The following is an 18,490-nucleotide window of genomic DNA, read 5'->3' on the forward strand; positions in this document are numbered from 1 at the left end:
CTGTTCTAGGCGGGCCGACTTTCCAGCGGGCGCTGTCGTTGCTGTTGCCAAAACAATCCCAATCCCTCTCGGACGCGCTCGACGTCCTGCGCGGTTCCCATGAGTTCGAAGCGGTACAGGTACGGCACCCCGCACTTGCGCGAGATCACCTTTCCCGCATAGCAATAGGTGTCGCCGAAGTTCGTGTTGCCCGCCGCGATCACGCCGCGCAGCAGGGCGCGGTTGTGCGGATCGTTGAGGAACTTGGCGACCTGTCTCGGCACGAAGTCCTTGTCGGATCGGTTCCCCCCCAGGACGTGCCGACCGCCCCCGTAGGTGGGGACGATCAGCACGTAGGGTTCGTCCACGCGCAGCGAATCGGCGGTGTGCAGCGGTATGCGAGTCGCCGGGAGGCCCAGCTTCTCGACGAAACGGTGCGTGTTCTCCGAGGCGCTGGAGAAATAGACCAGCGCGTTGTCCGCGGTCACGGCCTGCCCTCCTGCCTTCCCGGATGAACCGGACCGGTTGGTGTCGATCAGGCCGCCACGGTGGCGAGGGCCTTGATGCGGTCGGGGCGGAAGCCGGACCAGTGGTCCTCGCCCGCCACCACGACCGGCGCCTGCAGGTATCCCAGCGCCATGACGTAGTCACGCGCCTCGTCGTTCACGGAGATGTCGACGACCTCGTAGTCCACCCCGGCCTTGTCGAGCGCCTTGTAGGTGGCATTGCACTGAACGCAAGCGGGCTTGGTGTAAACGGTGATGGTCATTGGTGTCCCTCTCTCCTGATCCACAGCCGGTGATCCGTGTGCAGTGCGTGTTCCGACGTACGCTGCGCAAACTCCTGGATCAGGTCGAGAAACTCCTGCTCACGCCCCCTCGGGGTGGAGCCCAACGCGGTGTGTCTCGCGCCGTCTTCCAGTACCGAAGACACTACACCTAGTGGCCGACAGAAAGAAACGACACGACATGTTGCGAGTCGCAAAGATGTAATTTCACCGGCAGAAGTACCAGGACGCTCGATTCGCAACCCGACACGACAGTGCCCCAGATCACAGTTTTGTGTCGCAGCGTTTCTTCAGCAAACACTTCCGTCACACCCGCCACACCCGGCTCGAACACCCCGGACGACCCATCGCGGCACACCCGGCACACGCGAGCGCCCCCGCCTCGCGAACCGAGGCGGGGGCGCGGCGGAGACGAGATCAGGCGGAGACGCCGGCCCGCACCGCTTCGAGCAGCTCGTGCACGGAAGCGCCCAGCTGGGTCAGCGCCTCGGCGTCCTCGCGGGGGTGCGCCTCGCCGAAGCGCTGGCCGATGACGCCGAAGTGCGCGTGCGCGCCCTCCACCACGACACCGCCCGCGACGCCCACGGACTTGACCGCGTCACCGTGCGCCCACTGCGCGGCGTTCGGGCTGATCGACGCGCTCACGATGGCCACGGGCTTGCCCTTGATGACACCGGCGCCATAGGGGCGCGAGATCCAGTCGATGGCGTTCTTCAGCACGGCCGAGAGAGTGCCGTTGTACTCCGGGGTCATGACCAGCAGGGCGTCGGCCGCGCCGACGGCGGTGCGCAGCCGCTCGGCGGCTGCGGGCGCCGACTCGGGGGTGTCGATGTCCTCGTTGTAGAACGGGATGTCGCCGAGGCCTTCGTAGATGTCGATCTCGACGCCCTCCGGCGCCGTCTGCGCGGCGGCCTCGGCGAGCTGCCGGTTGATCGAGCCCGCGCGCAGGCTGCCGACGAGTGCGAGGATCCGGGTCTGGGCCATGAGATCTCCTGGTGTACTGAATGTGATGTCCCTGCTTACCTTCGTGATTAACCGGACCTCGGTCCGATTACTTCCCGGGAGACGGCGAGAATCTCTGTGACCTACCGCACACCTTCGTCCGGCGGCCCGCTCGCCGAGCGTCCGCTGCTCCCCGTCGGCGCCGTCCGGCTCGGTCCCGGCGAGCCCACCGAGCGCGCCGACGCCGCCCGCAACCGCAGGTTGCTGCTGGACGCCGCCCAGGAACTGGTGCGCGAGCACGGCGTCGACAACCTGACCATGGACGAGGTCGCCAAGCGCGCCGGCGTCGGCAAGGGCACGGTGTTCCGGCGGTTCGGCAGCCGCGCCGGCCTGATGCTGGCGCTGCTCGACCACTCCGAACGCAAGTTCCAGGAGGCGTTCATGTTCGGCCCGCCGCCGCTGGGCCCCGGCGTGCCGCCCCTGGAGCGGATCGTCGCGTTCGGCCGCGCGCGGCTCACCGACTACGAGCTGGAGGGGCATCTGCACCGGGCCGCGGAGGTCGGCGAGGCCGCCGAACGGTACGCGGGCAGCCCGTACAACCTGCACAAGGCGCACCTCATGATGCTGCTGCGCGAGGCCGACGCGTCGGGCGAGATCCCGCTGCTCGCCGATACGCTGCTCGCCCCGCTCGGCGCCCTGCTGGTGGTGCATCAGCGCGGCGTGCTCGGCTACACGCTCGAGCAGATCGGCGACAACTGGGAGGTGCTCGTACGCCGGCTGGTCGCGCCGCGCCCGCCGGTAGAGTGAGGCGTCATGGCTAGCGTGCGCGAACAGATCATCGCCGAACTGGGCGTCCGGCCCGAGATCGAACCGAAGGTCGAGGTGCGGCGGCGGGTCGACTTCCTGAAGGAGTACCTGCGCGCCACGCCCGCACGGGGATTCGTGCTCGGCATCAGCGGCGGACAGGACAGCGCGCTCACCGGCAGGCTGTGCCAGCTGGCGGCCGAGGAGCTGCGCGCCGAGGGCCACGACGCCACCTTCCTCGCGGTGCGCCTGCCCTACGGCGTGCAGGCCGACGAGGCCGACGCCGCGATCGCGATGACGTTCATCGCGCCGGATCGCGCGGTCACCGTGGACGTGCGACCGGGCGCCGACGCCGTCGCCGCCGAGGCCGCCGCCGCGCTGGGCGCCGAGCGGCTGCGGGATTTCGTGCGCGGCAATATCAAGGCCCGCGAGCGGATGGTGATCCAGTACGCCCTGGCCGGACAGGAGAACCTGCTGGTGGTGGGCACCGATCACGCGGCGGAGGCCGTCACCGGGTTTTTCACCAAGTACGGCGACGGCGGCGTGGACCTGACCCCGCTCACCGGGCTCACCAAGCGCCAGGGCGCGGCGCTGCTCCAGGAATTGGGCGCACCCGCCAGCATCTGGTCGAAGGTGCCCACCGCCGATCTGGAGGACGACCGGCCCGCGCTGCCCGACGAGGAGGCGCTCGGCCTGCGCTACAGCGAGATCGACGATTACCTCGAGGGCAAGGACGTCGCCCCCGAGGTCGCCGCGAAGCTGGAGTCGATCTTCACCAACACCAGGCACAAGCGCACCGTACCCGTGACGCCGCTCGACACCTGGTGGCGCTGAACGACTTTCAGCGGGCGGTGCGGCCGTGCAGCGGGACGAAGCGCCCCACCTCGGCGGTGTGGTCCCGGTAGCGATCGCCGTGCACGCGGCGCAGATACGGCTCCTCCACCACGCGGACGTGTCCTTCGATGCCGGCGACGACCAGCGCGAAGCCCACGGTGCACACCAGGCCCGCCGGCGCGAGAAGCACACCGATGGTTCGAACTATTCCGTTGTCCAGCAACGAGATCGGGTCCACCAACCGAACAGCTGGGCGACCGGGGCCGCCACCGCGCACACCACCGCCACGACGAACGAGAGCTCCGCGAACCACGCCGCCGACCCGTGCTCGCCACGCTCCCCGAGTAATCCGGTCGGCCCCGTGCGCCGGTAGTGCAGCCGACTGCGCCAACCGAATCCGCCCGCGGCGAACACCAGGTAGAACGCCAGCACCGTGCCAGCCATGCGACTCCTTCCGAGAGAACCTGGTACTCGCGGGAGGAATCGCGGACCGTCGCCGGCCAGGTACGGATCCGGCGGATTCAGCCCGCCTCGACCTCGGCGAGACGGCGGGCGAGGAAGCGGCGGGTCTGGTCGTTGCCGACGGTGGCCAGCGCGGCGCGATAGTGTTCGGCGGCCTCGCGCGGGCGGCCCGCCCGGCGCAAGAGGTCGGCGCGGGTGGCGGGCACGACGTGGGTACCGGCCAGCCGCGGATCGGCCGCCACCTCGTTCAGTGCCGCGAGACCGGCGGCGAAGCCGTGCGCGAAACCCACCGCCACGGCGCGATTCACGCGGATCACCGGGGAATCGGCATACCCGAGCAGCTCGTCGTAGCCGGAAAGTACCGCGTGCCAATCGGTTTCGCCCCAGCTCGGCGCCGTGGCGTGCGCCGCGGCGATGCGTGCCTGCGCTAGATACGGTCCCGATCCCCCGGCCGCCGCCGCGTGCAGACAGGACAGTCCGGCCGCGATCGCGGCGCGATCCCACCGCGCGCGGTCCTGCTCGTCGAGCGGCACCGATTCCCCGTCGGCGGACCGGCGCTGTGCACGCCTGCTGTCCTGCAACAGCATCAGCGCGAGCAACGCCCGCGCCTCCGGTTCCTCCGGCAGCAGTCCGCACACCAGCCTGCCGAGCCGGATCGCCTCGTCGCACAGTTCGTCGCGCACCGCGACCGGACCGGAGGTCGCCGAATACCCTTCGGTGAACACCAGATACACGCACGACAGCACCACCGGCACCCGGTCGGGCAGCAGGTGCGGCGGCGGCACCCGCAGCGGGATACCGGCCTGGCGGATCTTCGCCTTGGCGCGCGTGAGCCGTTGCGCCACCGTGTGTTCCGGTTGCAGGAACAGCCGCGCGATCTCGGCCGTGCGCAGGCCGCACACCAGGCGCAGGGTGAGCGCCACCTGCGACGGCGGCGACAGCGCCGGATGGCAGCAGGTGAAGATCATCCGCAGCTGGTCATCGGCCACCGGGGACACCTCGGCCTCCTCGACCGGCGCGCGCAGCAGTGCCGCGTCGTATTCCTTGTCCGCCCTGGCCGATTCGCGCCGCAACCGGTCCAGGGCGCGGTGCCGGGCGGCCGTGGTGATCCAGGCGCCCGGATTGGCGGGCCACCCGCGCTCGGGCCAGGTGCGCATCGCGTCGGCGAACGCCTCCTGCACCGCGTCCTCGGCCAGCCCGATATCGCCCGCCAGCCGGGCCACGGTCGCCACGGCCCGGCCGAATTCGGCGCGGTAGACCGCGTCGAGGGTGACGGCCGGGCCGGTGCGCACGCTCAGTCGTCCAGCTCGACGACCTGTCGCACCTCGGCGCGGCCGCCCGCGCCGAGCGGGATGGCCGAGGCGATCTCGGCGGCCCGTTCGCGGCTGTCGGCGGCGAACAGGTAGAGCCCGTCGACCACCTCGGCGAACTCGGGGTAGGGGCCGTCGGTGAGCAGGAGCCGTCCGTCGCGCACCCGGACCGTGGTGGCGGTGGACGGCGGGCGCAGCGCCCCGCCGCCGCGGATCGCGTCGGCGTACTTCTCGCCGAACCGGCCGTGTTCGGCCGCCATCGCGTCCCACTCCGGTGTGCCAGGTTCGACCACCGCGTCGGGCCGCTCCCACAGCAGCGCCACCCACCAGTCCGCGCGCGGGGTGTCGTGGGGCAACCACTCGGCGAACGGGCGCACCTCGATGCCGCCGGTCTCGGCGGCGGGCAGCTGCCGGGCCAGGCCGATGGCCTCGTCCAGATCGGCGGCCTCGAAGACGTAGAACCCGCCCACGATCTCGGCCTGTTCGGCGTAGGGGCCGTCGGTGACCAGGGTGCGGCCGTCCGCGCGCCGCACGTGCAGCGCCGCGTCGGACGGGTAGAGCGCCGCGCCGCCCGCGACGGCCGCGGCTTCGCGCTCCTCGAACGCCGCGTACAGCGCGACCTCGGCGTCGAACTCCGGTGAACCGGGCTGGGCGGCCGGGACGTCCTCGCGCCCCACCAACGTAGCCAGATAATGCATGGCGTCATCCTTCCTCGCTGCGAGGGGCCTGATACCCCTTCTCTACCAGGACGACGAACCGTGCGGCGCGTTCTCTACATCGAGGCCGGAAGAAATTTTCCGGCGTCAGCAGATCGAGCCGGGCGGCAGTGCGGCCGTGGCCCGCAGCAGATCGCGGACCAGATCGAAGTCCACCTGGTCGGCCCGGCGAAAGCGCAGGCAGCCCTTGCCCATGTCGTATCCCGCCAGCCGGTCGGCGAACATCTCGCGCACCTCCGTGCGCAGCAGGTAGATCGACAGGTACTGCTTCTGACCGGCGAATGCGACCTCGCCGACGCCGTCGCGCGCGTAGTTCGGCATCCCGTAGGCCATGACCTCGGTGAATCCCGGCAGTTCGGCCCGGCACAGCTCCCGCAATCGGGTCAGCGCCGCCCGCCGCTCCTCGGGCAGCTCGGCGAGATATTCGTCGACGTCCGAAGCCTGACTGCGCACCATGCGCCGACTGTAGCCCGGCCGACACTTGTGGTGCTGCGACCCGCACGGCGGCGCCAGCGCCGAGATCCCGGCCCGAAGCCCGGGCGTATCCGGCGTGTGGACCGCTCAGGTGACCGTCGGCGCGGGGGACGACGCTCAGCCCCGGGCTGAGCACCCGGGACAGGCTGGTCGCGACGGAAGTATTACCCGCCCGCGAAGGGCGGCAACACGTCCACGCGCGGGGTGAGGGTGGTCGACGGGTCGCGGGTGAGTTCGTCGTCCACCAGGTACGCGCACACGCCGAGCATCTTGTCCAGGTCGGGGCCGTAGGTGTCGGCGAGCGCGGTGCGCAGGTCGGCGACGGTGGCCCCGGCGGGCAGCGACAGGTGTTCGCTGTCCTTGCCGACGGCGTCGGCGATGGCGGCGAAATAGCGGACCTCAACCACCGATGGCTCCCATCGTGCGTTCGGGCGGGACGAACCCCGCGGCGTCGATACCGTGCCCGGCCCACTTCTGCCACATGGCGCCGCGCCAGATCTCGGCGACGTCGTCGTCGCTGGCGCCGGAACGCAGTGCGCGGCGCACATCGAACTCCTGATCGCTGAACAGGCACGAGCGCAGCATGCCGTCGGCGGTGAGGCGGGTGCGGTCGCAGCTCTCGCAGAACTTGCGGGTGACGGTCGCGATCACGCCGACGGTGGCGGGTCCGCCGTCCACCAGCCACTTCTCGGCCGGGGCCGAGGGGTCGGCGCGCCCGGCCGGGGTGAGGGTGAACCGGGAGCCCAGCACGTCGAGCAGTTCGGCGGCGGTCACCATATTGGCGCGCGCCCACTCGTGGTCGGCGTCGAGCGGCATCTCCTCGATGAACCGCAGCTCGCAGCCCTCGTCCAGGCACCAGCGCAGCAGATCCGGTGCGCCGGAGAGGTTTTCGCGCATGAGCACGGCGTTCACCTTGACCGGCGCGAGCCCGGCCTCGCGGGCGGCGCGGATGCCTGCCAGCACCGAGGGCAACCGGTCGCGGCGGGTGAGCCGGGCGAAGGCGTGCCGGTCGACGGTGTCGAGCGAGACGTTCACACGGGTGAGCCCGGCCGCGACGAGACCGCGTACGCGATGTTCGAGCCCGACGCCGTTGGTGGTCATGGCGATCGGCAGGCGCGGCAGCCGGGCGCGGCAGCCCGCGACGATCTGTTCGAGTTCGCGCCGCAGCAGCGGCTCGCCGCCGGTGAACCGCACCTCGCGCACGCCCAGCTCGCGCACCGCGAGGGTGACCAGGCGCACGATCTCGCCCGCCGTGAGCAGTTCGTCCTTCGGGATCGGCGGCAGCCCCTCCTCCGGCATGCAGTAGGTGCAGCGCAGCGAGCACTTCTCGGTGATCGAGACCCGCAGATCGCGCGCCACCCGGCCGAAACGGTCCACCAGCAGCGGCGTCTCAGGGCGTCCGTCGAGCGAGGGGCGCCCTGATCGCACGGCGGGGATGCCCATCTCGACCAACGTCACCCCTCCATTATGACCGGTCGACCGATTCGCCGTGGCACCCCGCCGCCGCGCCGAGAACCGGCGAGATCTCACAAACTCCCATGTCAGTACGTGAGATTCCGGTAGCGAGAGGTGCGCGGGCGGCGGGGGACGGTCGCCGGGCACGCGCGTGGCGGGGATAGGCTGACCGGTATGAAACACCGGTCGGCCGCAACCACGGCCCGGTCCGTCGACGACCACCGCGACCGCATCGAGCAGGTGCTGCGGCCGCTGGCCGCGCGCCGCGTGGAGTCGGTCGCGGTGCCGTCCGCGCTGGGCAGGCAGCTGGCCGAGGACGTCCGCGCGCCGATCGACCTGCCGGTGTTCCGCAACTCCGCGATGGACGGGTACGCGGTGCGCGCCGACTCCGTCGCGGTCACGCCCGTCACCCTGCCGCTGGCCGGCGTGGTGGCGGCGGGCGATCCGGGGCGGCCGCTGCCGGAGGGCGCGGCGCTGAAGGTGATGACCGGCGCGCCGATGCCGCCCGGCGCCGACTGCGTGGTGCCGGTGGAGGACACGCACGCCGACGGCGCCCGCGTGACGGTCGAAAGAGGCCGCAGCGCGGGCGAATTCGTGCGACTGCCGGGCGCCGACGTGCGCGCGGGCGAACTGCTCGTCGCGGCGGGTGTGGCGCTGAACCCCCGCCACATCGCCGCCCTCGCGGCCGCCGGACTGCCCACGGTTCCGGTGTTCCGGCCGGTGTGCGCGGCCGTGATCACCACCGGGGACGAACTCGTCGCCGCCGGTACGCCGCTGCGGCCGGGCCAGATCTACAACTCCAACGGCATCGCGCTCGCGGCCGCGCTCACCGCGAACGGGGTGGCGGTGCAGTCCGTCGAGCACAGTGTGGACGACCCCGGGGTGTTCGGCCGATTGCTCACGGCCGCAACGCGATCCGCTGATGTGGTGTTCACCACCGGCGGCGTCTCCAAGGGCGATTTCGAGGTGGCGCGCGATGTACTGGCCGCCCGCGGCGGCGAATTCGGGTCGGTAGCCGTGCAACCGGGTGGTCCGCAGGGGCTCACGGTGGTGGACGGCGTTCCGGTACTGAGCTTTCCGGGCAATCCGGTGAGCACCATGGTGTCGTTCGAGGTGTTCGCGCGCCCGATCCTGCGCCACCTCGCCGGTCTGCCGCCGGTGCGCGTCAGCACGGTCGCGCTGCTCGAGGACGTGCGCTCCCCCGCCGGGCGGCGCCAGTTCCTGCGCGGGCGGCTCACCGAAGGCGGCGTCACCTCGGTGTCCGGCCCTGGTTCGCACCTGGTGGCCGGGATGGCCAAGGCCGACGTGCTGATCGACGTGCCCGCCGAGGCCACCGACCTCCCCGCGGGCACTCCCGTGACGGTGCGGGAACTGTGAGCGCGCCGTCGGGGCCGCGGGCCCGCTGTGCCAGGCTGGTGTCATGAGTGAGCTGTCCCATCTCGACCGGGAAGGCCGCGCCCGCATGGTCGACGTGAGCGCGAAGGCCGACACCGTGCGCGTCGCGGTGGCGGCCGGGGCGCTGCACACCACGCCCGAGGTGGTGGCACTGGTGCGCGCCGACGGACTCCCGAAGGCCGACGTGCTGTCCACCGCGCGCCTGGCCGGAATCGCCGGTGCCAAGAAGACTTCCGAGCTGATCCCCCTGTGTCATCAGCTCGCGCTCTCCTCGGTGAAGGTGGAGTTCGGGTTCACCGGCGACACCATCACGATCGAGGCGACCGCGAAGACCAAGGGCCCCACCGGCGTCGAGATGGAGGCGCTCACCGCTGTCGCAGTGGCCGGCCTCACCCTGCACGACATGGTGAAGGCGGTGGACCCGGCGGCGGTGCTGAACGGGGTGCGGCTGCTCACCAAAGACGGCGGGAAGCGCGGACATTGGGAACGTCCCGGCGCCGAGCATCACGAGGGCGAAGGCACGAACGCCGCGGAGAGTCCGGGTCCCGGCGCGGACCATCCGCGCATCACAGCATCGGACCCCACCGAAAACGGCGGTCCCGCACCGCGATCCGCGGTCGTCGTGGTCGCCTCCACCCGTGCGTCGGCGGGCACGGCTACCGACACCACCGGCCCCGTGCTCGTGGAATGGCTGACGCGCCAGGGCTTCTCGGTGCGCGGCCCGCTGGTCTACGCCGACGCCGAGATCGCCGCCGGCCTCGCCGACGCGCTGAGCCCCGCCCCCGCGCTGGTGATCACCACGGGCGGCACCGGCGCCTCCCCCACCGACGCCACTCCCGAGGCGACACTCGCCCTGCTGGACCGGGAACTGCCCGGCGTCGCCGAGGAGATCCGTCGGCGTGGCGCCGAGAAGTTCCCGCTCGCCGCCCTCAGCCGGGGCGTCGCCGGACTGGCGGGCCGCTCGGTGATCGTGAACCTGCCCGGATCCCCCGGCGGCGTGAAAGACGGTATGGCCGTGCTGGAACCGCTGCTCGACCATCTGCTGGCCCAAGTGACCGGAGGCGGCGACCATGACCGCGCCTGAAAGCACCGTGCGGCTGGCCCGCATCAGCGACCAGCCGCTCGATCCCGCCGAAGTCGAGGCCGCCGTGACCGGGCCGGAGCACGGCGCGGTCGTGGTGTTCACCGGCAAGGTGCGCAACCACGATGGCGGACAAACCGTATCGGCGCTGGAGTACTCCGCGCACCCGCAGGCCGAGCGCTTCCTGCGGGAGTGCTGCGCGAGCGCGGCCGCGGCGAGTGGGCTGCCCGTCGCGGCGGTGCACCGCGTGGGCCCGCTCACCATCGGCGATCTCGCGATCGTCGTCGCGGTGGCCGCGCCGCACCGGGCCGAGGCGTTCACGGTGTGCGCGGCGCTGGTCGACCGGATCAAACACGAGGTGCCGATCTGGAAGCGGCAGCGCTTCGCCGACGGCATGTCCGAGTGGGTCAACGCCTGTGGGTGATGTCACGGCCGGCTGACAAGGTCGTAACCCGAATCCGATGACGGATCACATCCGGCGACGTTAGCGTTCTCGTCCGGAGTTGTTCCGCCCCGGACGGCAGGAGGACGCGTGGGAACCGATCAGGTGCTGCTGCATCGCTTCGTCATCTCGCAGCTGACGGCCGCCGGGCTGGACCGCGACCGATTGATCAAAGAGACCGGGCTACCGGTGTGGACCATGTCGGGCGACGACGTCCACTTGCCCAGCCAGACCTTCTCGCGCCTGTGGGAACTCGCGGCGCACGGCCTGGGTGATCCGGACATCCCGCTGCGGGTCGCGCACCGCTACGAACTGCGCAGCCTCGGGCTCTACGACTACCTGTTCGCCACCGCGCCGACGCTCGGCGAGGGGCTGGCCACCTGCGGGCCCTACGTCTCGGCGGTCACCACCAATCACCGCTTCGACCTGGTCACCCACGACGAGCACGAGACGGCGCTGTACCTGGAGATGATCGACGGCGAGGGCCTGGGCCGCGACCTCACCCAGCTGTGGGGGTTGAGCGCGGTGCTCAGCCGCGCGCGGCGCGTGGTCGACGGTCCGCTGGTGCCGCTGCGGGTCACGCTGCGCAGACGCGCGCCCGCCGACCACCGCGCCTACGTCGAGGTCTTCGGTACCGACGCCGTCGAATTCGAGGCCGACGCCGACGCCCTCGTCTTCCGCACCGCGGATATGTCCCTGCCGCTCACGACCGCCGATCCGGTGCTGGCGAAGATCCTGCGCCCGCTGGCGGCCGCGCTGCCGCCGCCACCGCCGCTGCCCTCGGCCTGGCCGCAGCGGGTCGCCGACGCCCTCGCCGACGCGTTCGCCGCCGGCGACACCTCGCTCGACGCCGTCGCCCGGCGCCTGGCCACCAGTCCGCGCACCTTGCAGCGCAGGCTCATGGAAGCGGGCACCACCTGGCGCAAGGAACTGGACCGGGCGCGCGCCGACCGGCTGCGCGCGGCCAGGGCGACGGGCCCGCTGAGCCGGTCCCGCCAAGCCCAGCTGCTGGGCTATTCCGACGCGGGCTCGATCCGGCGGGCCGCCCGGCGCTGGCGCGTCGAGGGCGGCGCGCGCCAGGCCGAACGCTTCGACTGAGCGGTAGTGGGTCACGGGCACCCGGCATATCGCCCGGTGCTCACACGCGCAGGAACGTGGCCGCGATACGCCAGAAGGTGGCGGCCTCGATGGCGCGGAAATCCCAGCTGTCGGCGATATCGCGGCTCGCGGCGACGATGGCGGGTACGTCGAAGTCGTGGCGCGTCGCCGTCCCTTTGGCCTCCAGGGCCGCGATCACGTAGGCGGTGGCGCTCTCCCAGGTCTCGGACACCGAACTCTCCCCTCACTCGCAGAACGAACGTCCGACCCATCCGGCCCCTCGCGCGGCGCAGTGCACCGACGCGGCGGCGGGCGTGCTAGCAGTGTCGCGGCAAACCGGGTGGCGCCGCCAGCACCGAACGCGCCAGCTCGCGGCAAACGCGCCAATGTGCGTACTCAGTGCGGCGTGTAGCGCCAAACGCCCAGCATGGCCCGCTCGTCGAGGGGGTCCTCGCCGGTGTGCACCGTGTCACGCAGACGCGCCAGCGCACGGTCGGCGGGCAGGCCCGCGCCGATGAGCACGAGGTTGCTGGCGCGCCGTTCGCCGCGCCGCCACGGGCTCGGCTCGAACACGATATGCCTGCCGACCATGTGCAGCTCGAACTTCCGGCGCTCGGCCGCGACGCCGAACGCCGCGAACCCCTTGGCGCGGAACAGTCCGCGCGGCGGGTCCTCCAGGAAACCGATCAGCGCGCGCGGGTCCAGATCGCGATCGCTGGTGAAGCTGACGCTGGTGTAGTCGTCGTGCAGGTGCTTGTGGTCCGGGTCGTTGTGATCGTGGTCGTGCTCGGCGAGCAACGAATCGAAGCTCAGCTGTTCGGCGACGCGCGGCTCGGCGCGCAGCGGCTCGTCGAAGAGCAGGCCGGGGTCGATGCGCCCGCGCGTGGTCGCGTACACCGGAACCTGCCCCACCAGGTCGGTCAACTCCGCGCGCAGGGCCTCGAGGTCGGCCTCGGGCACGCGGTCGGCCTTGTTCACCACGACGAGGTCGGCCAGGCGCAGGTGGGTGGCGAGTTCCGGGTGGCGGGCGCGGGATTCGCCGAACAGTTCGGCGTCGACCACCTCGACCAGCCCGCCGTAGCGGATGCGGGGGTTCTCGCTGCCGAGGACCATGCGGATCAGGTTGCGCGGCTCCGCGAGACCGCTGGCCTCCACCACGATCACGTCGATCCCGGCGCGCGGTTCGGTCAGGCGGGTGAACAGGTCGTCGAGCTCGGAGACGTCGACGGCGCAGCACACGCAGCCGTTGCCGAGCGACACCATCGCGTCCACCTGGCCCGCGACCAGCATGGCGTCGATATTGACGGCGCCGAAGTCGTTGACGACCACACCGATCCGGGTGCCGCGATTGTTGCGCAGCAGGTGGTTGAGCAGCGTGGTCTTGCCCGCTCCGAGGAACCCGGCGACGATCAGGACAGGTATCCGGTCAGCCACGCGGACCACCATAGCGGCCCGCGCGGCCGTGCTTTCCGGGTGAAGCCGCGCCGCCCGGTCAGTCGGTCGGCGAGAGCAGGGCGCTGGCGAGGGTGTAGGCCAGGTTGATCAGCTCGGCCGTGATCCTGGTGTCGTCCATGCCGAGCGCACCCGCGAGCGGCATGAGTAGTTTCATCACGGTGCCGACCAGCGAACTCGACTCGTCGGGCGAGGAGCCGGGCAGCGTGGGCGTCTTCGGCCGCAGCGGCGCCGAAGGCTCCGCACCGGGCGCGGGACGGCTCGGCGGCGCGAGTGCCGCCGGAACCTGTGGTGACCCGGGAGCTTGCGCGGCCGGGGTCTGCGGTTCGGAGGTCGGCGCGGCCTCCGGCTGCGGATCGGCGGGCGCCGGTGCCGAAGTCGGTGCGGCGGTGGGCGATTCCGGTGCGGCAGCCGGGGTGTCGGCCGGCGGCGCGCCGCCCAGCAGGTGGTTCACCAGACCGGTGGTGATGGCGACCGCGTGCTTCAACTGCCCTTCCGGGCTGCCGAGTTCGGTCGCGTCGTCGGCGTTGGCGCCGTTGCCCATCTCCACGAACACCAGCGGCACCCGGGTCAGCGCGGGGCCTGCGATATCGGTGCGGGTCTGCAATCCGTTCTGGATGCCCGCGTAGGTGGCGGCGGGGAAGCCGGCCGCGAGGTAGGCGTCGCGCACCGATTCGCTGAGCGCGCGACCCTCGCCGGACTGCGCCGCGTCAGCCTGGGAATCCGGGATCGGCAGCGCGGGCACGATGAGGTGGAAGCCGCGCTCGGCGGGCGGTGCGCTGTCGGCGTGGATGCTCACCGCGACGGCGGCGCCGGACTCGTTGGCGGCGCGGGCGCGCTCGTCGATGCAGCCGCCCCAGCCGGTGTCGTCGGCGCGGCTGAGCACCACGCGCGCGCCCAGGTGTTCGAGCGCGGTCTTGACCAGCTGGGAGACGTTCCAGTTGATGGTGTGTTCCGGCACGCCGTGCACGGAGGTCATACCGGTGGTCTGGCAGTCCTTGGTGCCGCCGCGTCCGTCGGAGACCTGTCTGCCGAGGTTCTCGGCGTGACCGGGGCCCTGGTGGCCGGGATCGAGGAACACCGTGGTGCCCGTGAGCCTGGCGGCGTTCTCGGGGGACACCGGTTCGGCCGACGCGGTGAGCGGGGCGATTCCGGCGAGGGTGACGGTTACCGCGGCCGTGACGGCGGTGGAGATACCGGCCTTGATGATGCTCGGCTTCATGTTCGGTCGGCGCCCCGGGACGGAGCACCCCTCCCTTCCCACTAGTAACACCAAACCCAGTGGTTCACTCTTGCAACGCCCGACACGGCGGGGCAACCCTGGTTACCGAACTGTTACCCGACACTCGGCCCGCATTCTGCCTGGTCAATCGGTATAGAGCGGGCTCGTCGGATGCGGATCAAGCCGCCCTGGCGACACATTCCCGCCGGTCCAGCAACCATTCCACCCCGAAACACGACCGCGCCCCCGGTGAATGTGACAGAAATCTCTTGAATCGAGGGACGGCGCGCCGGGACTCTGGTAGATCTGGCCTTCGAGACACGGGGATCTCAGCAGGTCAGCCGCCCGACTCGGGCGACACGCGAGCCGGAGGAGAACAACGTCATGCGTGCCAGCACGCTCTTGATCGCGGGCGCGATGGCGTCCGCGGCCACCCTGCTCGGGGCGGGCACCGCCGCCGCCCAACCCGCCACCGTCATGCCCGGCGACGGGCTCTACCTGGTGGGCGTCGACATCTTCCCCGGTGTGTGGGAGTCGCCGGGCACGCCCGACCCCGCCTACGGCTGCGATTGGCGCAGGCTGTGGAAGGTCGAGGGCGACAACACGAACATGAACTACATCATCGGCAACAACTTCACCCGCCTCGCCCCGGTGCGCGTGGTGATCAAACCGACCGACGTCGCGTTCAAGACCGAGAACTGCGGCGCGTGGCGGATGCTGCCCCCGCCGCCGTCCACGGGCTCAGCCGGCTTCTGAGCGGGGCGGCCCGCGCATTAGGGTCGCCGCATGACGAGGCAGAGGATTCTGATCACCGGCGCCAGCTCCGGGCTGGGCGCGGGCATGGCGCGGGCGTTCGCCGCCGAGGGACGCGATCTCGGGCTGTGCGCCCGTCGTACCGAACTGCTCGAGGAGTTGCGCGCCGAACTCACCGCCGCGCACCCCGGCAGCACCGTGGCGATCCGCGCGCTCGACGTGAACGACCACGCGGCGGTGCCGCGCGTCTTCGGCGAGCTGCGCGCCGAACTCGGCGGCCTGGACCGGGTGATCGTGAACGCGGGCCTCGGCAAGGGCGCGGTGATCGGCAGCGGGCGCGCCGACGCCAACCTGGCCACCGCCACCACCAACTTCGTCAGCGCGCTGGCCCAGGCCGAGGCGGCGCTGGAGATCTTCCGCGAGCAGAACGCCGGGCACCTGGTGCTGGTGTCCTCGATCAGCGCGCTGCGCGGGCTGCCGAAGAAGAAGGCCGCGTACTCGGCGAGCAAGGCCGGCCTGGCCGCGCTGGGCGACGCGCTGAGCACCGAGCTGGCGCGCACGCCGATCGCCGTCACCACTCTGCTGCCCGGCTTCATCGCCACCGATATGGCCGCGAAGGCGGGTGACGCGAAGCTGGTGGCGCCGCTGGACAAGGGCGTGACCGCGATGGTGCGGGCGATCGAGCGCGAACAGACCCGCGCGTGCGTCCCGGCCTGGCCCTGGCGCCTGATCGGCGCGGCGCTGCCGCATCTGCCCGCCGCACTCGTCGCGCGGATCGGCTGACTCGCCAGTTCCCGCCATCCCCGCGCGGATCGGCGCCGATTACCTCGCGGGTAATCGACCGGCGCGCCCGCGCCGGGCAGCATGGCCCCCATGATCGACGAGACCGGCACCGCCCTGTTCCATCAGTCCATGCCGTTCACCGAACGCCTCGGCGTCGAGGTGCTCGAACACGGCCCCGCCCTGGTGCGCAGCCGCCTGGCCTGGGACGAGTCGCTGTGCACGCTGGGCGGCGCGCTGCACGGCGGCGTCCTGATGGCCTTGGCCGACGCGACCGGCGCGGTGTGCGCGTTCCTGAACCTGCCCGAGGGCAAGCAGGGCACCACCACCGTGGAGTCCAAGACCAACTTCCTGCGCGCGATCCGTTCCGGGCACGCGGTGGCCTCGGCCCGCGCGCTGCACGCCGGCCGTTCGTTCATCGTGGTGGAGACCGAGATCCACGACGACGCGGGCAAGCTCGTCGCCAAGGTGACCCAGACCCAGGCCGTGCTCTGACCCGATAAGCCCTCCTTAAGCCCCTGTCAAGCCCCCCGAGGCATGGTTCTTCCGAGCCCGGCCGAACCTGCTCCAGGAGGGGGGAGCAGGAGCGGCCGGGCCCTTTCTCGCACGGCGTCCTTCGCACAGCCCCTCCGCGGCCCGCCCGCGCGGGATACAGTCTCGGCCATGCGAGTCCACGCCTACCCCACCGGCGCGGCCACACCGGTGGACGCCACGGCCGCCCGGGGGATTGCCGACAAGTACTTCCCCCGCCAGGCCGGGGACGAAATCACCACTGTCATCACGGAATTCGACACCTGTTTCGTGGTGTCGGGCGTACTCGGACCGCTCGCGGCGAACGGGGAAGGCGTGCCACCGCCGCTCGCGGCCGGCTCGATGTCGGTGATAGACAAGGAAACCGGCGCGGTGTCGCTGTGGCCGACCTATCCCGTCGCGTGGATCGCCGAACAGTACGCGAAGGCGCGTGCCGAAGGCGGGGTCGTCGTGGAGGACGCCTGGCCGAAGTAGCGGGTCAGCTCACCGGCACCGCCGCGCGCTCCGCGTCGGGAACCTCGGTGCCGCGCAACGACGTTCCCGCCGTCTCGCGCAGGTACGCCCAGGCCACCAGGCCGATCAGCGAGGCGCCCACCATGTACGCCGCGGGGAACAGCGACCACCCGGTCGACTCGATGGCGGCCTCGTTGACCAGCGGCGCGGTGCCGCCGAACGCGGCCGTCGACACGTTGTAGGCCAGCGCGAAACCGGCGTAGCGCACGTGCGTCGGGAAGATCGCCGGGAAGGTGGAGCTGATCGTGGCCAGCTGCGGCACGTACAGCAGGCCGAGCACGATGAATCCCGTGATGGCCCAGGCGGTTCCCTGCCCCATCAGCCAGTACATCGGCACGGCGGCCACCGCGAGACCCACCAGCGAGACCAGCCACAGCGGCCTGCGCCCGACGCGGTCGGAGAGCAGCCCGAAGAACGGCAGCACCAGCATCATCACGATCTGGCCGGTCAGCATCATGGCGGTGGTGCCCGATTCCGACATGCCGATGGTGTTCTGGAGATAGGTGGGCTGGTAGGTGAGCAGCGTGTAGTTGACCACGTTCAGCGCGATCACCAGACCGCCCAGGGTGAGCAGCTCGCGGCGGTAGCCGGTGACCAGCTCGCGCAGGCCGGTCGGCGGGTGCGGCTTCTCGGCGACCTCCTCGAACACCGGCGATTCGTCCAGCTTGGCGCGCAGGTACCAGCCGGTGAGGCCCAGCGGCACGGCGATCAGGAACGGGATGCGCCAGCCCCAGTCGTGCATGGCCTCCGACCCCAGCGCGAGCTGGCAGGCGAGCACCACGGCCGAACCGCCGACGAAGCCGGCGAGGGTGCCGAATTCGAGGAAGCTGCCGAGGAATCCGCGCCTGCGGTCGGTCGCGCATTCGGCCAGATAGGTGGCCGCGCCGCCGTATTCGCCGCCGGTGGAGAAGCCCTGGACCACGCGCAGCAGGATGAGCAGGATCGGCGCGAGCACGCCCACCGAGGAGTGCGTCGGCAGCAGGCCGATGAGGCCGGTGGCGGCCGACATCAGCAGAATCGTGGTGGCCAGCACCGCTTTGCGGCCGATGCGATCGCCGAGCGGGCCCCACACCATGCCGCCGAGCGGGCGCAGCAGGAACGAGATGGCGAAGCCCAGCATGGTGCCGAGGGTGCCGAGCTCGCCGGGGAAGAACGCGTCGGTGAGGTAGGTGGCGGTCGCGGCGTACACGCCGTAGTCGAACCACTCGGTGGCGTTGCCCATCGCGGACGCGGCCACCGACCGTTTCAGCGGCCTCGCCTCCTGTGCGCGGTCGGTCATCTCCGCCTCCTCACCCGATGCGCCCCGTGGGCCTCGATTCGTCGATCGGGCCCGGGCGCGACGAGCGGCCGGGCACGGAAGGAGGCGTTACCCGCCGCGGCGGAACCCAAACGGCGCGGGCCCGATCACCCGTTCGGCATCTACCCGCTCACCTGCGCGGCAACCACGAATTGTGACAGTG

Annotated in this window: 24 protein-coding genes; 10 read left to right on the top strand and 14 right to left on the bottom strand. The window is 71.4% G+C overall.

Annotated features, from left to right (window positions below):
* Positions 1-5: 5 nt before the first annotated feature.
* The 3 genes from nrdI to OHB21_RS36815 form a co-directional block, all read right to left on the bottom strand.
* Positions 6-467, bottom strand: a complete 462-nt coding sequence (nrdI, locus tag OHB21_RS36805; RefSeq protein WP_067510270.1) for a class Ib ribonucleoside-diphosphate reductase assembly flavoprotein NrdI — start codon at positions 465-467, stop codon at positions 6-8.
* A gap of 47 nt (positions 468-514) precedes the next feature.
* Positions 515-748 (bottom strand): glutaredoxin-like protein NrdH, encoded by a 234-nt coding sequence (gene nrdH / locus OHB21_RS36810; protein WP_067510268.1) that lies wholly within the window; start codon positions 746-748, stop codon positions 515-517.
* 435 nt (positions 749-1,183) lie between these two features.
* Positions 1,184-1,750 (bottom strand): NAD(P)H-dependent oxidoreductase, encoded by a 567-nt coding sequence (locus OHB21_RS36815; RefSeq protein ID WP_067510266.1) that lies wholly within the window; start codon positions 1,748-1,750, stop codon positions 1,184-1,186.
* A gap of 96 nt (positions 1,751-1,846) precedes the next feature.
* Here OHB21_RS36815 and OHB21_RS36820 point away from each other — a divergent pair, with 96 nt between their 5' ends.
* A complete protein-coding gene (locus OHB21_RS36820; RefSeq protein ID WP_407675102.1) occupies positions 1,847-2,515 on the top strand; it encodes a TetR/AcrR family transcriptional regulator in 669 nt (222 codons plus the stop codon).
* Positions 2,516-2,521: 6 nt separating this feature from the next.
* The gene (gene nadE / locus OHB21_RS36825; RefSeq protein WP_195125941.1) at positions 2,522-3,346 is read left to right on the top strand and encodes an ammonia-dependent NAD(+) synthetase; all 825 of its coding nucleotides are present in this window, start codon (positions 2,522-2,524) and stop codon (positions 3,344-3,346) included.
* A 7-nt stretch (positions 3,347-3,353) separates the two neighbouring features.
* Here nadE and OHB21_RS36830 read toward each other — a convergent pair whose 3' ends face one another.
* The 7 genes from OHB21_RS36830 to moaA form a co-directional block, all read right to left on the bottom strand.
* Positions 3,354-3,536, bottom strand: a complete 183-nt coding sequence (locus OHB21_RS36830) for a hypothetical protein (protein WP_228791541.1) — start codon at positions 3,534-3,536, stop codon at positions 3,354-3,356.
* A gap of 14 nt (positions 3,537-3,550) precedes the next feature.
* Positions 3,551-3,790, bottom strand: a complete 240-nt coding sequence (locus tag OHB21_RS36835) for a hypothetical protein (protein ID WP_067510261.1) — start codon at positions 3,788-3,790, stop codon at positions 3,551-3,553.
* 77 nt (positions 3,791-3,867) lie between these two features.
* Positions 3,868-5,100: an RNA polymerase sigma factor gene (locus OHB21_RS36840; RefSeq protein WP_067510259.1), complete on the bottom strand. Its 1,233-nt coding sequence runs from the start codon at positions 5,098-5,100 to the stop codon at positions 3,868-3,870.
* Positions 5,101-5,102: 2 nt separating this feature from the next.
* The gene (locus OHB21_RS36845; RefSeq protein WP_195125942.1) at positions 5,103-5,816 is read right to left on the bottom strand and encodes a YciI family protein; all 714 of its coding nucleotides are present in this window, start codon (positions 5,814-5,816) and stop codon (positions 5,103-5,105) included.
* A 105-nt stretch (positions 5,817-5,921) separates the two neighbouring features.
* The gene (locus OHB21_RS36850; RefSeq protein WP_067510255.1) at positions 5,922-6,290 is read right to left on the bottom strand and encodes an iron chaperone; all 369 of its coding nucleotides are present in this window, start codon (positions 6,288-6,290) and stop codon (positions 5,922-5,924) included.
* A gap of 182 nt (positions 6,291-6,472) precedes the next feature.
* Positions 6,473-6,715, bottom strand: a complete 243-nt coding sequence (locus OHB21_RS36855) for a MoaD/ThiS family protein (protein WP_067510253.1) — start codon at positions 6,713-6,715, stop codon at positions 6,473-6,475.
* Positions 6,708-7,766 carry a GTP 3',8-cyclase MoaA gene (gene moaA / locus OHB21_RS36860; RefSeq protein ID WP_067510251.1) on the bottom strand — a complete coding sequence of 353 codons (1,059 nt, stop codon included), beginning with the start codon at positions 7,764-7,766 and terminating at the stop codon, positions 6,708-6,710. Before moaA ends, OHB21_RS36855 begins: the two co-directional genes overlap by 8 nt.
* Positions 7,767-7,937: 171 nt before the next feature.
* On the opposite strand from moaA, the gene OHB21_RS36865 reads away from it, so the two are divergent.
* From OHB21_RS36865 to OHB21_RS36880, 4 genes are all read left to right on the top strand, one after another.
* Complete coding sequence (locus tag OHB21_RS36865) at positions 7,938-9,140, top strand: molybdopterin molybdotransferase MoeA (RefSeq protein WP_067510249.1); 1,203 nt, start codon at positions 7,938-7,940, stop codon at positions 9,138-9,140.
* A gap of 43 nt (positions 9,141-9,183) precedes the next feature.
* Positions 9,184-10,242: a bifunctional molybdenum cofactor biosynthesis protein MoaC/MoaB gene (moaCB, locus tag OHB21_RS36870; RefSeq protein WP_195125943.1), complete on the top strand. Its 1,059-nt coding sequence runs from the start codon at positions 9,184-9,186 to the stop codon at positions 10,240-10,242.
* Positions 10,229-10,663: a molybdenum cofactor biosynthesis protein MoaE gene (locus tag OHB21_RS36875; RefSeq protein WP_195125944.1), complete on the top strand. Its 435-nt coding sequence runs from the start codon at positions 10,229-10,231 to the stop codon at positions 10,661-10,663. The genes moaCB and OHB21_RS36875 overlap by 14 nt, the downstream gene beginning before the upstream one ends.
* 108 nt (positions 10,664-10,771) lie before the next feature.
* Positions 10,772-11,779, top strand: a complete 1,008-nt coding sequence (locus tag OHB21_RS36880; protein ID WP_067510242.1) for an AraC family transcriptional regulator — start codon at positions 10,772-10,774, stop codon at positions 11,777-11,779.
* Between the two features lie 40 nt (positions 11,780-11,819).
* On the opposite strand, the gene OHB21_RS36885 is transcribed toward OHB21_RS36880, so the two are convergent.
* The 3 genes from OHB21_RS36885 to OHB21_RS36895 all read right to left on the bottom strand — a co-directional run bounded on the left by OHB21_RS36885 (position 11,820) and on the right by OHB21_RS36895 (position 14,453).
* Positions 11,820-12,011, bottom strand: coding sequence for a hypothetical protein (locus tag OHB21_RS36885; RefSeq protein ID WP_067510241.1), 192 nt, complete (start codon positions 12,009-12,011; stop codon positions 11,820-11,822).
* A 164-nt stretch (positions 12,012-12,175) separates the two neighbouring features.
* Complete coding sequence (locus OHB21_RS36890; protein WP_067510239.1) at positions 12,176-13,225, bottom strand: CobW family GTP-binding protein; 1,050 nt, start codon at positions 13,223-13,225, stop codon at positions 12,176-12,178.
* Positions 13,226-13,271: 46 nt separating this feature from the next.
* Positions 13,272-14,453 carry an N-acetylmuramoyl-L-alanine amidase gene (locus OHB21_RS36895; RefSeq protein ID WP_067510237.1) on the bottom strand — a complete coding sequence of 394 codons (1,182 nt, stop codon included), beginning with the start codon at positions 14,451-14,453 and terminating at the stop codon, positions 13,272-13,274.
* A gap of 384 nt (positions 14,454-14,837) precedes the next feature.
* On the opposite strand from OHB21_RS36895, the gene OHB21_RS36900 reads away from it, so the two are divergent.
* The 4 genes from OHB21_RS36900 to OHB21_RS36915 all read left to right on the top strand — a co-directional run bounded on the left by OHB21_RS36900 (position 14,838) and on the right by OHB21_RS36915 (position 16,991).
* Positions 14,838-15,209, top strand: coding sequence for a hypothetical protein (locus OHB21_RS36900; protein WP_067510235.1), 372 nt, complete (start codon positions 14,838-14,840; stop codon positions 15,207-15,209).
* A 30-nt stretch (positions 15,210-15,239) separates the two neighbouring features.
* Positions 15,240-15,989: an SDR family oxidoreductase gene (locus tag OHB21_RS36905; RefSeq protein ID WP_195125946.1), complete on the top strand. Its 750-nt coding sequence runs from the start codon at positions 15,240-15,242 to the stop codon at positions 15,987-15,989.
* Between the two features lie 90 nt (positions 15,990-16,079).
* A complete protein-coding gene (locus OHB21_RS36910; protein ID WP_195125947.1) occupies positions 16,080-16,481 on the top strand; it encodes a PaaI family thioesterase in 402 nt (133 codons plus the stop codon).
* Positions 16,482-16,649: 168 nt separating this feature from the next.
* Positions 16,650-16,991, top strand: coding sequence for a hypothetical protein (locus OHB21_RS36915; RefSeq protein WP_067510228.1), 342 nt, complete (start codon positions 16,650-16,652; stop codon positions 16,989-16,991).
* A 4-nt stretch (positions 16,992-16,995) separates the two neighbouring features.
* On the opposite strand, the gene OHB21_RS36920 is transcribed toward OHB21_RS36915, so the two are convergent.
* The gene (locus OHB21_RS36920; RefSeq protein ID WP_067510226.1) at positions 16,996-18,309 is read right to left on the bottom strand and encodes an MFS transporter; all 1,314 of its coding nucleotides are present in this window, start codon (positions 18,307-18,309) and stop codon (positions 16,996-16,998) included.
* Positions 18,310-18,490 lie beyond the last annotated feature (181 nt).

It is taken from the genome of Nocardia puris (assembly GCF_036051655.1).
GTDB lineage: Bacteria > Actinomycetota > Actinomycetes > Mycobacteriales > Mycobacteriaceae > Nocardia > Nocardia puris.

Coding starts and splice junctions, on each gene's coding strand:
- OHB21_RS36915 (WP_067510228.1), top strand. CDS start 16,650: ATGCGAGTCCACGCCTACCCCACCGGCGCGGCCACACCGGTGGACGCC.
- OHB21_RS36835 (WP_067510261.1), bottom strand. CDS start 3,790: ATGGCTGGCACGGTGCTGGCGTTCTACCTGGTGTTCGCCGCGGGCGGA.
- OHB21_RS36895 (WP_067510237.1), bottom strand. CDS start 14,453: ATGAAGCCGAGCATCATCAAGGCCGGTATCTCCACCGCCGTCACGGCC.
- OHB21_RS36865 (WP_067510249.1), top strand. CDS start 7,938: ATGAAACACCGGTCGGCCGCAACCACGGCCCGGTCCGTCGACGACCAC.
- OHB21_RS36845 (WP_195125942.1), bottom strand. CDS start 5,816: ATGCATTATCTGGCTACGTTGGTGGGGCGCGAGGACGTCCCGGCCGCC.
- OHB21_RS36905 (WP_195125946.1), top strand. CDS start 15,240: ATGACGAGGCAGAGGATTCTGATCACCGGCGCCAGCTCCGGGCTGGGC.
- OHB21_RS36875 (WP_195125944.1), top strand. CDS start 10,229: ATGACCGCGCCTGAAAGCACCGTGCGGCTGGCCCGCATCAGCGACCAG.
- OHB21_RS36920 (WP_067510226.1), bottom strand. CDS start 18,309: ATGACCGACCGCGCACAGGAGGCGAGGCCGCTGAAACGGTCGGTGGCC.
- nadE (WP_195125941.1), top strand. CDS start 2,522: ATGGCTAGCGTGCGCGAACAGATCATCGCCGAACTGGGCGTCCGGCCC.
- moaCB (WP_195125943.1), top strand. CDS start 9,184: ATGAGTGAGCTGTCCCATCTCGACCGGGAAGGCCGCGCCCGCATGGTC.
- OHB21_RS36900 (WP_067510235.1), top strand. CDS start 14,838: ATGCGTGCCAGCACGCTCTTGATCGCGGGCGCGATGGCGTCCGCGGCC.
- OHB21_RS36910 (WP_195125947.1), top strand. CDS start 16,080: ATGATCGACGAGACCGGCACCGCCCTGTTCCATCAGTCCATGCCGTTC.
- nrdH (WP_067510268.1), bottom strand. CDS start 748: ATGACCATCACCGTTTACACCAAGCCCGCTTGCGTTCAGTGCAATGCC.
- OHB21_RS36850 (WP_067510255.1), bottom strand. CDS start 6,290: ATGGTGCGCAGTCAGGCTTCGGACGTCGACGAATATCTCGCCGAGCTG.
- OHB21_RS36890 (WP_067510239.1), bottom strand. CDS start 13,225: ATGGTGGTCCGCGTGGCTGACCGGATACCTGTCCTGATCGTCGCCGGG.
- OHB21_RS36815 (WP_067510266.1), bottom strand. CDS start 1,750: ATGGCCCAGACCCGGATCCTCGCACTCGTCGGCAGCCTGCGCGCGGGC.